A 14,733-nucleotide genomic window follows, 5' to 3' on the forward strand; every position below is an offset into this window, starting at 1 on the left:
CCTTATTGTTTTTCAATAGACAATTTAGTTTGTAAATCATCAAACTCTACCTCTAAACCACCATCTAATGTTTCTTCAAACTGCAAGTTAGCTGTTAAGGTTTCTGCTTTAATATATTCCTCATTAGCTAATACTGCTTTTTCAATAGTGTCGTTCTTCAGAAGTTTTATGTTAATTTTATCGGTTACTTCAAATCCTGAATCTTTTCGGATATTTTGAATACGATTTACCAACTCTCTCGCAATTCCTTCACTTCGTAATTCTTCGGTTAATGTAACATCTAAAGCAACTGTTAAAGCACCTGAGTTTGCTACCAACCATCCTTCAATATCCTGAGAAGTTATCTCTACTTCTTCGGTTTCTAAAATAACACTTTTTCCGTTAATATCAACAGTAATACTACCCTCACGCTCAATTTGTTGTATTTCTTCTTGACCTAAAGCAGCTATCTTACTGGCTATCAACTTCATATCTTTACCAAAACGAGGCCCTAAAACCTTGAAATTTGGCTTAATTTGCTTCACTAAAACCCCGGAAGCATCATCTAAAAGCTCCACTTCCTTCACGTTAACCTCTGATTTTATGAGATCTGCAACAGCAGTTATCTCTTCTCTATCTGCCTCGCTAAGTACCGGAATCATTACTTTTTGTAACGGTTGACGCACTCTTATCATTTCTTTCTTACGTAACGATAGTACTAATGAAGAAATTGTTTGAGCCTTAGCCATTTTGCTCTCCAAAGATTTATCAACAAAGTTTTCTACAAAAACAGGGAATTCTGCAACGTGAACACTCTCAAAATGCTCTTTTCCTGTGGCTGCCACTAAATCTTTATAAAGTCTATCTGTAAAAAATGGGGCAATAGGCGCTGCAAGCTTCGCTACCGTTACCAAACAATTGTACAATGTTTGGTATGCAGATATTTTATCTTGACCATATTCCCCTTTCCAGAAACGTCTTCTACTTAAACGAACAAACCAGTTACTCAAGTTTTCTTGAACGAAATCTGAAATAGCTCTAGCCGCTCTTGTAGGCTCGTATTCTGCATAAGCTTCATCTACTCTATTAATCAATGTATGAAGTTCAGATAAAATCCATCTATCAATCTCTGGGCGCTCTTCTAAAGGCACATCTGCTTCTGCATAGGTGAAGTTATCTATATTAGCATACAAGCTAAAGAAAGAGTATGTATTGTAAAGTGTACCAAAGAATTTTCTTCTAACCTCAGCAATACCTTCTACATCAAACTTTAGGTTATCCCATGGGTTAGCGTTGCTAATCATGTACCAACGGGTAGCATCTGGACCATAAGCGGCCAGAGTTTCAAAAGGATCTACTGCATTCCCTAAACGCTTAGACATCTTTTGCCCGTTTTTATCTAACACCAAACCGTTAGACACTACATTCTTGTACGCAACAGAATCAAACACCAACGTACCAATAGCATGCAATGTATAGAACCATCCTCTAGTTTGGTCTACACCCTCTGCAATATAATCTGCTGGATATGAAAGTTTATCTTCAATTAACGCTTTGTTTTCAAATGGGTAATGCCATTGTGCATAAGGCATTGAACCAGAATCAAACCAAACATCAATTAAATCACTCTCACGTTTCATTGGTTTACCACTAGCAGAAACAAGTGTAATTTTATCTACTACATTTTTATGAAGATCAATTTTATCATAATTCTCTTCACTCATGTTACCAACTTCAAAGTCAGCAAACAAATCTTCTTTCATCACACCGGCTTCAATAGCTTTTGCCATTTCAGCCTTCAATTCTTCTACAGAACCAATAATAAGCTCTTCCTTACCATCTTCTGTTCTCCAGATAGGTAAAGGAATACCCCAAAAACGAGAACGAGATAAATTCCAATCGTTTGCGTTTTTAAGCCAGTTTCCAAAACGTCCTTCACCAGTAGCCTTAGGCTTCCAGTTAATAGTTTCGTTTAACTCAAACATTCTATCCTTAACCTCGGTAACCTTAATAAACCAGCTATCTAATGGATAATATAAAACTGGCTTATCAGTTCTCCAACAGTGCGGATAGCTGTGTACATATTTTTCAACCTTAAAGGCTTTATTCTCTTCTTTTAATTTGATAGCTATTTCTACATCTACCGATTTTTCAGGAGCAGTACCCTCATCATAGTATTCATTCTTCACATACTTACCTCCAACTTCCGGAAGCTCTGCTCTAAATCTACCTTGTAAATCTACTAACGGAACCAAATTATCATTCTCGTCCATTACCAACATAGGCGGCACCTCAGGTGTAGCCTCTTTAGCTACCTTAGCATCATCTGCACCAAAAGTAGGCGCTGTATGTACAATACCTGTACCATCTTCTGTTGTAACAAAATCACCCGCAATTACTCTAAAAGCATTTTCTGGTTTCTCATACGGAAGCGCATATTGCAATAATTGCTCATACTTGATACCTACTAGATCTGCACCTTTAAACTCTTTTACAACAACAAAAGGAATCTTTTTATCGCCTTGTTTGTAACTTTCTAAAGCATCCTCAGTTTCAAACTGCTTAAACTTACCAGCAAACTGTTTTGCAACTAAAGGCTTCCCAACAATAACATTAATAGGCTCAAAAGTATACTGATTAAATGTTTTTACTAAAACATAATCAATTTTAGGACCTACAGTTAACGCGGTATTAGAAGGCAACGTCCAAGGAGTGGTTGTCCAAGCTAGAATATGAATATCTCCGTACCCTAATAAAAACTCAGGTAAAGAAGCATTTATTGCCTTAAACTGGGCAACTACTGTAGTATCTGACACATCTCTATAACAACCTGGCTGATTCAACTCATGAGAACTTAACCCTGTACCCGCTTTAGGAGAATATGGTTGAATAGTATACCCTTTGTAAAGCAACTCTTTGTTATAGATTTGCTTTAATAACCACCATACACTCTCCATGTATTTTGGTTTGTAGGTAATATATGGGTCATTCATATCTACCCAATACCCCATTTCTCTGGTTAGGTTATTCCAAATATCAGTATAGCGCATTACTGCACTTTTACATGCCTGATTATATTCTTCTACGGTAATTTTCTTACCTATATCTTCTTTGGTAATTCCAAGTTCTTTTTCAACGCCTAACTCTACAGGTAACCCGTGGGTATCCCATCCTGCTTTACGTTTAACCTGATACCCTTTTTGGGTTTTATATCTACAAAAAATATCTTTAATAGAACGCGCCATTACGTGGTGAATTCCTGGCAACCCATTAGCAGATGGCGGCCCTTCGAAAAACACAAATGGTTCATTTCCTTCTCGGCTAGTTACACTCTTTCCAAAAATATCCTGCTCTTCCCAAAAATTTAGTATTTCTTCGGCAACTTTTGGTAAATCAAGTCCTTTATATTCTGCAAACTTCATTATAAAACGTCGTTACTTTTATTAAGTCAGCGAAAATACTAAATTTCAACGAATTGAACTTTAAATTACCGCTAAAAGTTACGCCATAATACCCGACAATACCTTGAGTGATTTTGGTTTTCTAAAACCATCTAAATGTAACTGATAAAAAACCAGCATTTTCTCCAACAACTCCCGTCTATTTACCTTCGACATTTTAATAGAATGAAGCGCGTCTAAATTTGTTTTCAACAACCTCTTAAACAGCTCTAATTGCTCATCTTCCAAATACTGCTCAGACACCTTTCTATCTAAAAACATCCCTTCTACTAAATCGAAATAAGGAGCCCCTTCTGAATCCTCATCCGGAAAAAATCCTAAGAAACGAGTTAAATGCAACATAAAATAGACGTGAAAATTAGCTACCTCATCATGCACATCTAACCACTGTAGCAAGCTACTTACATATTGAAAAAGAGCCTTATTTTCTTCCTCTTCTTGAAGCACCGCATATAGCACCTCAACTAGAAAAAACACCAACGTATTTTTTACAATATTGGTATGCACCGAAACATACGGATAAGCAACTTTAACTTCTGAAATTGAATTTAATGCAGCCGATTGCTTGTGTGTTGCAACCACCTCTAACTGCATTAACGGCTGAAAGTATGCCGCTTTTGTTTTTCCTTTTTTAGAGGTAAGCACCCCTCTTAACAAGTATGATTTTACACCTGAAGTTTCAGTATATAATTTTACTATGAGCGATGTATCTCCATATTTATGCGCATGCAACACTATAGCTCTTGTAGTAACTTTCATTTATCTCACCACCATAATTTTTGTAGCCTCTACTTCTTCTCCATCTTCGCTACTTACTAACACCATATACACACCACTCACAACATTATGATTATTAAATGCCGTTAAGTTCCACTGAACAGTACCACCCTGAGCCACCGTATCAAACACCAAATTACCCGCAATATCGGTTATCTTAACCCTAGAATTATCGGTTAAATTTGTAATAGTTACCATACCACTATATTCTGGACGTACAGGATTTGGATACGCATACACATCAGACAACGTTTCTCTACCTCCTGTAGCTACACCCTCAAACGAAACAATACCTCTATCTGTTGCAAAAAACACTTCCCCAGTATCTTCACTTACCACAATCTGATTCACGTTATTAGACGGCATAGGAGAATTCTCTGTAGTAAAATGATAAATAGTTTCTTGTCCGTCACTACTTATATAAAATGCTCCGGAATCTGCAGTACTTATCCATTTATTATTAGCTCCATCTACAAAAATATCGTTAATCCATTGTTGATACAACAATTCACTAGCCTCTCCATTTTCTAAAATCACTATCTGACTCGCTTCAACATCATTGGTAAAAAAGCCTGATATATTATATAAAACCCTTAACCCTCTTGTAGTTCCTATCCACAACAAATTATTATTATCAAAAGCTAAAGCCCTCACATCATTACTTGGCAGATTCCCTGAACCATCTCCTTGCTCTAACAACTTTACAGATGGCGAACCTGAATTTTCATAAAACCCTAATACACCATGCGCAGAAGTAGTTACAAACTTAAATCCATTAGAAGCTATTACCATTTCTTTATACCCTAAATCAGAAAACGGATCACCAATCACCTCTTCCACACTATAAGAGGACCAGGTATCATTCTCTCTTAAAACTTTAATTGCATTATTGGTATACCCATTGGCAATCCATAAATTATCCTCATCATCAAACGCACTACCAAGCACCCTCACATCACTTGTATTGTTTGGGTTGTCAGTATACACCACATAATCTAAAGGACTATTGGTTTCATCATACCTTGTTATCTCATCGCCTTCATTGCGCACTTTTACAATTCCGTCTATATAAGAACTTATAAAAACTTCATTTACCTGATTACGACTATACGTTATGTTTGATAAATTTCTACTCCCCAACAAACTATCATAAGGTATTTGCAACCACTCTTCTGTAGGTGGCTTATAAACACTTATACCTCTTTGATTATTAGGAGTAGGATTATACTGGTTGGTATACTCCCCAAAGGTTATCCATAAATTTCTACTCACCATATTTACCGAGAAGGCATTATTAAAATAAGGTCCATCAGGTAATAACTGTAATACATTTTCAACATCTGGATAAGACAACACTAGCAAGCCGTGCTCTTCTGTACCTAGATACAATAAACCATCTTCATAAAAAGAACTTGTATAGGTAACCGTAGCATACTCTGGTAGATCTGTATTTAATAAAGAAAACTCAAAATCTAAATCTGCATTATACACATACATTCTAGCATCTCTAGTCACCAACACATATCCATCTGATGCTCGTAACTCATTTATCTGCCAAACTATTGCCTCCTGAACAAAACTTGATCCATTATAAGAATACAATCTATTATTATAGGTACCTACTAAAGTACCTTGGTTTACCACTATACCCGTCCAATTTCCGGTAGTTACCAACTCCCAGTTAGCAAAGTCAATAATATTATCGTTAGATATCATGGCACGGTACACCCCTTCAGACGTTGCCGCGTACAAATACCCTTGATACACCGCTGTCTGACTAACATTTAATTGAGAACCGTTAGCACCAAGAAAATAAGTATCATCAAACTCTAAATTCACCAAATCATATACCGAGATACCAAACCCGCAAGACAAGTACACATACCCATTATACTCCATGATATTATTGATAGCCTTGCTATCACCAGGAATGGTTACTTTATTTCTAATTTCTACAACCGAGGTTACCTCATTAATTCCATTTTCATATACCTGAAGTAAACCATCCTCATACCCTAACACATAAGCATCGGCATAATCACTATAATAACCACTTACTACACTACCACCAGACAATCCATCTACGGTAGAATATGTTTGCATTTCTAAAGTAGATTTATCTACCTTAAAAAAAGCATTCTCTGTAGCCACATACAACAGATCTCCGCCATCAGAAATATCCATAACCTTATTATAAGAGAAATAAGGTTTCCATGTACCCTCCCAATCTTGCGCAGAAACTACAGCTACCAATAAAAAAGCAAAAATTGTAAAAATTTGTTTCATTCGTCTAGTAAGTACTTCTTTATTCTTATTGAAACACCTCAGGCTTAAACCTAAGAGGAATTACTTGAAAATTAACTCTAACCTCAATTAGTAAGTAACGTATATTCTAGTATAATTGTTATCTAAGTTAGCAATTAATCTTCGATATCTTTCCACTCTAAACTCTCCATAATCTTTCTAACATCCTCTCTAAGATATACTGCAGCCGGAAGAATAGAATCGTAATTAGGTTTGCTATCAAAGTAAATAGAACCGGTAATAAAATGAGAAACACTATCTGTTAAGTAGAATTGAGATTGAGAAGCTGCATTACCAGACACCTCATAAAACATCCCATATTTTTTTGCGTCGGCATTTACATAAGGTTGCTCTACAATATTATCTGCTTTCACTACATGCTCATAGGTTAATTTCTGAACATCTGTTAGCAACTGTTTAATATCCCCTTGAACATTTCGGTAACTCAAATAAATAGTACCTTTCATTTTAGGATACACTAAGTTTACACTGCATCCGTTTGGTTTATCTGCAAAAGCCAAGTAACTTTTCTCAAAAGTATAAGGACAAGAAGGCAACTGAAAACTTTCATATTCTGGCTGCGGATACTCTAACCTCAACATTGCATTTGGTTTCGGAAGTGTTTCTTCACAAGAAATCAACCCCATTAGTGCTACACATAAACTTACTACAACTAATATCTTACCTTTATTACTCTTCATTTTCAGCAGGCGCTATAATTACCTTTATTTGTTTAATACGTTTTTTATCTAGTGCTTCTACAGTAAACGTATAATTCTTAAAAACTATTGTTTCTCCTTTTTTAGGAAAGTTACCAGCTATCTCTAGCACAAACCCTGCTATAGTTTCTGCTTCTCCTTTATGATCTTCAAAAACAGCATCCTCCTCTAGTTTAATAACCCTATAAAAATCCTTTAAGGCAGTTTTACCTTCAAATATATAAGTACTTTCATCTAGCATAGAGAATATCACATCTTCATCATCAAACTCATCTGATATATCTCCAACAATTTCTTCTATAATATCTTCCAAAGTTACCAAACCAGAAGTACCCCCATACTCATCTACCACAATAGCCAAGTGCTTTTTCTTCTCCTGAAATTCTATCAATAAATCATCTAACTTCTTATTCTCTGGCACATAATAAGGACTCTGTTTTAGGGTAACCCAATCAAACTCTTCCTTATCTAAATGAGGCAAAATATCCTTTACAAATAGCACCCCGGTAATTTCATCTATATTTTCTTTAAATACGGGTATTCTAGAATAGCCATTAGCTATTACCTCCTCTAACACTTCTGCAAAAGTCATATCTTCAGACACTGCAAAAATATCTATACGCGGGCGCATCACCTGTTTGGTTTCTGTACTACCAAAAGAAACAATACCTTTCAATATCTTATGCTCTTCCATAGTAGTATCTTCTCCAGAGGCTAACTCTAATGCATGCGATAATTGATCTACCGAAAGATTAGATTTCTGTCTAGATAAATGCTTTTGAAAAAACAAGGTAGTATTTCTCATAGGAATACTCAACGGAGAAAAAATAACATCTAGAATATTTAACGGATATGCCATAAATGAAGCAAATTGCCTTTTATTTCTATTAGCATATACCTTTGGCAAAATTTCACCAAACATCAAAATCAGAAAAGTAACCACCCCTACTTCTAAGGTAAATTTTAACCACAATGGTTCTACCTTACCAAACAATACAGGGTTTACAGAATCAAACAATAATACCACAGCAATATTAATGGTATTATTAGCTATTAGTAAAGTAGCTAAAAACTTTTTAGGCCTTGATAAAAGCTTATAAATTATACGTCCGGTTGGTGATTTTTCTTCATCTACTTCTCTAATATCACTAGGTGTAAATGAAAAATAAGCAACCTCTGCACCTGAAACCAAGGCAGAACCTACTAACAATAAAAAAAGCAATAAAAATCTAAAGACAAGAATTGTGTCTTCTGTTAATAATAGACTAATAAATAAACTCGAGGGTTCCGGGTCCAATATTGATAAATTAGTTAAACATTAATTTAGAATGGTAAATCGTCTTCCTCTTCTTCTACAAAACTATCCTGTTGTGGGGCAGCTTGTGGCCTAGCCTGCTGCGCAGGTGAAGACGACTGATTGTAAGATGACTGCGACGCACCTGTTGATTGCTGCTGTCCTTCTCCTTTATTTGTCAAAAATGTAAAATCGTTTACATGCACTTCAGTGGTGTAACGGGTAACTCCATCTTCACCCTGCCATTGTCTGTTTTTCAAACGACCTTCTACATACACCTTATCTCCCTTAGAAAGATATTTTTCACACACCTCAGCAGCCTTGTTTCGAACCACTATATTATGCCAATCTGTATTTGTTACACGCTCTCCCGTTTGTCTGTTAACATACGTTTCATTAGTAGCCAACGGAAAACGCCCAATACAATTTCCTCCTTCAAAATAGTTCATTTTAACATCATCTCCTAAATGACCTATTAACATCACTTTATTTAGTGTTCCACTCATAATATTCTTTCAATTAATTCAAATGTAGTAAAAATAAGATAGTTTTAAAAACCAAAATCTTCTATAAAGTTTGCCACCAAAACAGGCACCGCAAACTCCTTAACCTTCTCAAACGGGATACCGTTTGGCAAAACATCTTGCAAATGTACAACCCAAAACTTGGTATACAGATGCTGATGCGATAATTTATGCACAATCTCCTTTGTATTATACAAGGCTAATCGCTCAATATTCATTTCTCTTAAACCCTCGTCTTCCAAAAGTACATTTTTACTTTTAACAGGTTTTACGGTTTCTATCAATGGAAACTCATATAAATTATACCATATTCCTTTAGCCGTTCTTTTGGTTAAAATTGTTTTACCCTCCTTATCTATATATACTATATAATTAAAGTAACGCTTGGTAACTTTAGTTTTCTTCAACTTAACAGGCAACTCCTTTACCTTATTAGTAGCTAAAGCCACACACTCTTTTTGCAAAGGACATACTGAACAATCTGGACTTTGAGGTTTGCACTGAGTAGCCCCAAACTCCATAATAGCCTGGTTATACACTGCTATCTGTTCAACATTCTTTACTTTGTGCGCAAGTTCTTTAAAATATTTTACACCCTCTGCACTATTAATAGGAGTATCTACTCCAAAAAAACGCGCCAACACTCTATATACATTACCATCTACTACCGGCTGTGCCTCACCAAAACTTATAGATGCTATAGCACTAGCAGTATAATCACCAACCCCTTTTAGTTTCAAGAGCGCTTTGTACGTATCTGGAAAATTGCCATTCAATTCAAAAGCTACTTTTTTGGCCGTAGCATGTAAATTCCGAGCTCTAGAATAATACCCAAGACCTTGCCATAACTTTAACACCTCATCTTCATCGGCATTAGCCAAATCTTCCACCTTTGGGAAAGCTTCTAAAAACTTTAAATAATATGGTAATCCTTGAGCAACTCGCGTTTGCTGAAGCATAATTTCTGACAACCAAATTTTATACGGATTACGGGTTCTACGCCACGGCAAATCTCGTTTATTTGATAAATACCATTCTATTAAACACTTAGCAAAATCCATCTCTAAAAAATAAACGCCAAAAATAAAAGTTTAGTTGGTTAAATTTTAATTATTTAGGTTGCAATTTATGTTTAATTAATTTTTATATTTGCAACCCCTAAAATATAAACACTTATAAAAGAATAAATAAGATGACGAAAGCAGACATTGTAGCGAAGATCTCAGAAAAGTTGGGAATTGAAAAAGGCGACGTTCAGGAAACCGTTGAAGCTTTTATGGATGAAGTTAAGAATTCCTTGGAAAACGGAGACAATGTTTACCTAAGAGGTTTTGGAAGTTTTATTATTAAAACAAGAGCTGAAAAAACAGGAAGAAATATCTCAAAGAACACTACTATTAAAATCCCTTCTCACAACATACCTGCATTTAAACCTGCAAAAGTTTTTGTTGAAGGTGTTAAGACTAACGTAGAAGTTAAAGAAGAAAAATAATTATTAATTTATAAAAAGTTTTAAGTATGCCTAGTGGTAAGAAAAGAAAAAGACATAAGGTTGCTACGCACAAACGTAAGAAAAGAGCAAGAGCTAACCGTCACAAAAAGAAGAAATAGTAGTTTTTAAACTACTATTTCTTTTTAAAGAATTAATGTTCTTTGAAATAGAAACTATAGTTAAGTTTCAACGGGGATTATTACCTGTGAAAATTTTGTTTAATCCATCTGTTTGATTTTTCAAGCAGATACAAATTCATTCAGAGTGAATAAAGAGCTGATTATTAGATCCGGTTCCTCTGACATTGATTTTGCCTTACTTAAGGATGGAAAATTAATCGAATTACAGAAAGACAAAGACAGTGATGATTTTTCGGTAGGAGATATTATGCTTGCCAAAATCAGAAAACCTGTTCAAGGTCTTAACGCAGCATTTGTAAATGTTGGGTATGAAAAAGATGCTTTTTTGCATTATCATGACCTTGGGCCAAAGCTGTTGTCTTTACTGAAATTTGTAAAACGTGTAAGCACAGGTAAACTTAAAGATTATGCTTTAAAAGATTTCCCATTTGAGCAAGAAATAGATAAAAATGGCCTTATTACAGACGTACTAAAGGCAAATCAATCTATTTTAGTACAAATAGTAAAAGAACCTATATCTACTAAAGGACCAAGAATTAGTTCTGAACTTTCATTGGCAGGTAGATACTTAGTTTTAGTTCCTTTTTCTGAACGTATTTCAGTTTCTCAAAAAATTGAAAGCAGAGAAGAAAAAGACCGACTTAAACGTTTGGTACAAAGTATCAAACCAAAAGGGTTTGGTATTATTGTTCGTACTGTTGCAGAAGGCAAAAAAGTTGCTGAACTGGACAAAGATTTACACAATCTTATGCAGAAATGGAATACGATGTGTAAAAAAATGGTAAAAGCTAATTACCCGTCTAAGGTTTTGAGTGAAGTAAACCGAGCTGCCTCTTTTTTAAGAGACATTTTTAATGATGACTTCACCGGAATTTATGTAGACGACGAATCACTTTACCTAAAAATTAGAGATTATGTGCATGAAATTGCACCTCAAAAAGAATCTATTGTAAAGCTGTATCAATCGAACGTTCCTATTTTTGAAAAATACGGAATTGAACGACAAATTAAAACCTCTTTCGGCAGAACCGTTTCCATGAGTAAAGGTGCCTATCTTGTGATAGAACACACCGAAGCCCTCCACGTTATTGACGTAAACAGCGGAAACCGATCTAATAAAGCCAAAACTCAGGAAGAAACAGCCCTTGAAGTAAATCTCATAGCAGCCTCTGAAATTGCACGTCAATTACGATTGCGTGACATGGGAGGTATTATTGTGATTGATTTTATTGATATGGGGAAACCTGACAACCGAAAAAAACTTTACGACTTCCTTAGAGAAGAAATGAAAGAGGACAAGGCCAAACATAAAGTGTTACCTCCTAGTAAATTTGGCCTGATACAAATTACAAGACAACGAGTAAGACCAGAACGTAACATTAAAACCAGAGAGGAAAATCCTAATGGTAACGGGGAAATAGAAGCTCCTATTCTGATTATTAATAAGATTACTTCTGATTTAGAAAGAATTATTACAAGTAAACCTAAAACTAGCGGCATTGTGTTAAACACACACCCGTTTGTAGCAGCTTACTTAACAAAAGGATTTCCATCCGTACGTTCTAAATGGTTTTTAGAACACAAAAAATGGGTTAAGATATTACCTAGAGATGCTTACACGTATTTAGAGTACCGCTTTAAAGATAAAGACGGAACACATTTAAATTAACAGAAAAGCCGCATACATTATGTATTGCGGCTTTTTTGTTTTATCAATGTTTTATTTATTTAAAATCTATACGCGAAACTTACTCCGGCTCTAAATTCTACCGAGTCTATATAGTAGCTATCAAAACTACCTAATGTTCTAGAAAGGTTAGCAGTAATATCTAAGGTAAACTTATCTTTTAAGACCCATTTATTACCTACACCAAAACCAGCAGCAAACCCCTCAATACTATACTTTTGTTTAAAATCATACTGTTCAGAAATTACATCATTCCCTACATATTGAACATCATAATAATCTTCACTAGTACTCACTTTACCCGTTCTATATTTTACCATAGGATAAAAATAAAACCCTCCATACTCTTTACGTTTACTAAAGTATAAATTATAAGCTAAGCGCGCACTAACACCTGTACTTTTATCTATATACCCAACATCATAATACCCAAAAGTATCAAAAAAGCTAACATCTAAAGACAACGATTGGTTACCTCCTAAAAACCGTTCGTACCCCACATCTAAGGTTCCGGCAGCTACTAAATCTAAAAGATTGACAGACACCTCATTCTTTATAGCCATAGGCACATCTGCATCTTGTGCATTACTTACCCCCACAGTAAGTAACATCAAACTAAATAAAAGTTTTTTCATAATTTTTTAAAGTGAATTGATTCTTACTCTGATTTTCAAGAACCTTGCCAAATGTAATAAAATACTTAAATTAAGTGTATTAAATTACCGCTTACCCATAAAAAAAGAGCTGTTATATATATAACAGCTCTTATATCTTTAAAGAAAATATATTTTTTACTTATCCTCTATCTTCTGTAACCAATAACGCATATCTACTTCTTTCAGTATCATATCACGTAATTCAGCTATAGCAACACGCTCTTGCTCCATAGAGTCTCTATGACGTATAGTTACCGTATTATCTTCTAAACTCTGGTGATCTACAGTAATACAAAACGGAGTACCCGCTGCATCTTGTCTTCTGTAACGTCTACCAACTGCATCTTTCTCATCATACGTAACATTGAAATCCCATTTCAACTCATCTACAATTTTCTTAGAAAGTTCTGGCAACCCATCTTTTTTAACTAAAGGCAGTATCGCAGCTTTTGTTGGTGCAAGTACTGCTGGCAACTTAAGTACCGTTCTAGATTTACCATCTCCTAAATCTTCCTCTTGTAAGGCATTAGAAAATACTGCTAAGAACATACGATCTAAACCAATTGAGGTTTCTAAAACATATGGCACATAGTTTTTGTTCTCTTCCGGATCAAAATACTGTAATTTTTTACCTGAGAATTGCTCATGCTGACTTAAGTCGAAATCGGTTCTAGAGTGAATACCCTCTAACTCTTTAAAACCAAACGGGAATTTAAACTCAATATCTGCCGCCGCATCTGCATAATGCGCCAGTTTTTCATGGTCGTGGAAACGGTAGTTATCACTTCCTAAACCTAATGATAAATGCCATTTTAAACGTGTTTCTTTCCAGTAATCGTACCACTCTTGCTGCGTACCTGGCTTAATAAAAAATTGCATTTCCATTTGTTCAAATTCACGCATACGGAAAATAAACTGACGTGCAATAATCTCGTTACGGAAGGCTTTACCTGTTTGGGCAATACCAAAAGGAATCTTCATTCTTCCTGTTTTCTGAACATTCAAGAAGTTTACAAAAATACCTTGCGCTGTTTCTGGTCTTAAATACAAATCGGTAGCCGATTCTGCAGATGCACCTAACTTAGTACCAAACATAAGGTTAAATTGCTTCACATCTGTCCAGTTCTTAGAACCTGTATCTGGGTCAGCAATTCCTAATTCTTCTATCAACGCTTTTACATCGGCCAAATCTTCTTTTTCTAAAGATTGCCCTAAACGTTTTAGTATAGCATCGCGCTCTTCGGTATACTTTAATACTCTAGGGTTGGTAGCTAAAAACTGTTCTTTATCAAAAGAGTCGCCAAAACGTTTTGCCGCTTTCGCTACTTCTTTATCTATTTTGGTATCGTACTTTGCAGCGTAGTCTTCTACCAATACATCTGCGCGGTATCTTTTTTTAGAATCTTTATTATCAATCAACGGATCGTTAAAAGCATCTACGTGTCCAGAAGCTTTCCATGTTGTAGGGTGCATAAAAATAGCAGCATCAATACCTACTATATTATCATGCATTTGCACCATTGCTTTCCACCAATACTCACGGATGTTTTTCTTTAACTCAGAACCATTTTGTCCGTAATCGTAAATAGCACTTAATCCATCGTATATTTCACTCGATTGAAAAATGTATCCATACTCTTTAGCATGAGATATAACCTTCTTAAATTGATCGTCTTGATTTGCCATAACGCAAAAATAAC

General features: G+C 35.2%; 11 protein-coding genes. 2 read left to right on the forward strand and 9 right to left on the reverse strand.

Annotated features, from left to right (window positions below; translation table 11 throughout):
* Positions 1-2: 2 nt before the first annotated feature.
* The 7 genes from ileS to mutY form a co-directional block, all read right to left on the reverse strand.
* A complete protein-coding gene (gene ileS / locus Y10_RS15885) occupies positions 3-3,401 on the reverse strand; it encodes an isoleucine--tRNA ligase (RefSeq protein ID WP_281766403.1) in 3,399 nt (1,132 codons plus the stop codon).
* Positions 3,402-3,479: 78 nt separating this feature from the next.
* Complete coding sequence (recO, locus tag Y10_RS15890) at positions 3,480-4,199, reverse strand: DNA repair protein RecO (protein WP_281766404.1); 720 nt, start codon at positions 4,197-4,199, stop codon at positions 3,480-3,482.
* Entirely contained in the window at positions 4,200-6,503 is a 2,304-nt protein-coding gene (gene porZ, locus Y10_RS15895) for a type IX secretion system anionic LPS delivery protein PorZ (RefSeq protein ID WP_281766405.1), read from the reverse strand.
* Positions 6,504-6,637: 134 nt separating this feature from the next.
* Positions 6,638-7,222 carry a gliding motility lipoprotein GldD gene (gene gldD / locus Y10_RS15900; protein ID WP_281766406.1) on the reverse strand — a complete coding sequence of 195 codons (585 nt, stop codon included), beginning with the start codon at positions 7,220-7,222 and terminating at the stop codon, positions 6,638-6,640.
* Positions 7,212-8,537 carry a gliding motility-associated protein GldE gene (locus tag Y10_RS15905; RefSeq protein ID WP_281766407.1) on the reverse strand — a complete coding sequence of 442 codons (1,326 nt, stop codon included), beginning with the start codon at positions 8,535-8,537 and terminating at the stop codon, positions 7,212-7,214. The genes gldD and Y10_RS15905 overlap by 11 nt, the downstream gene beginning before the upstream one ends.
* 26 nt (positions 8,538-8,563) lie before the next feature.
* Positions 8,564-9,040, reverse strand: a complete 477-nt coding sequence (locus tag Y10_RS15910) for a single-stranded DNA-binding protein (RefSeq protein ID WP_281766408.1) — start codon at positions 9,038-9,040, stop codon at positions 8,564-8,566.
* Positions 9,041-9,084: 44 nt separating this feature from the next.
* A complete protein-coding gene (gene mutY / locus Y10_RS15915) occupies positions 9,085-10,119 on the reverse strand; it encodes an A/G-specific adenine glycosylase (protein ID WP_281766409.1) in 1,035 nt (344 codons plus the stop codon).
* Between the two features lie 131 nt (positions 10,120-10,250).
* Here mutY and Y10_RS15920 point away from each other — a divergent pair, with 131 nt between their 5' ends.
* Together Y10_RS15920 and Y10_RS15925 are read left to right on the forward strand one after the other, a co-directional pair.
* Complete coding sequence (locus Y10_RS15920; RefSeq protein ID WP_281766410.1) at positions 10,251-10,550, forward strand: HU family DNA-binding protein; 300 nt, start codon at positions 10,251-10,253, stop codon at positions 10,548-10,550.
* A 264-nt stretch (positions 10,551-10,814) separates the two neighbouring features.
* Positions 10,815-12,359, forward strand: a complete 1,545-nt coding sequence (locus Y10_RS15925; RefSeq protein WP_281766411.1) for a ribonuclease E/G — start codon at positions 10,815-10,817, stop codon at positions 12,357-12,359.
* Positions 12,360-12,418: 59 nt separating this feature from the next.
* On the opposite strand, the gene Y10_RS15930 is transcribed toward Y10_RS15925, so the two are convergent.
* A complete protein-coding gene (locus Y10_RS15930; protein WP_281766412.1) occupies positions 12,419-13,012 on the reverse strand; it encodes a DUF3575 domain-containing protein in 594 nt (197 codons plus the stop codon).
* 156 nt (positions 13,013-13,168) lie between these two features.
* Positions 13,169-14,719, reverse strand: coding sequence for a glycine--tRNA ligase (locus Y10_RS15935; protein WP_281766413.1), 1,551 nt, complete (start codon positions 14,717-14,719; stop codon positions 13,169-13,171).
* Between the last annotated feature and the right edge of the window lie 14 nt (positions 14,720-14,733).

Source organism: Neptunitalea lumnitzerae (genome assembly GCF_027924185.1).
GTDB classification, from domain to species: Bacteria; Bacteroidota; Bacteroidia; order Flavobacteriales; family Flavobacteriaceae; genus Neptunitalea; species Neptunitalea lumnitzerae.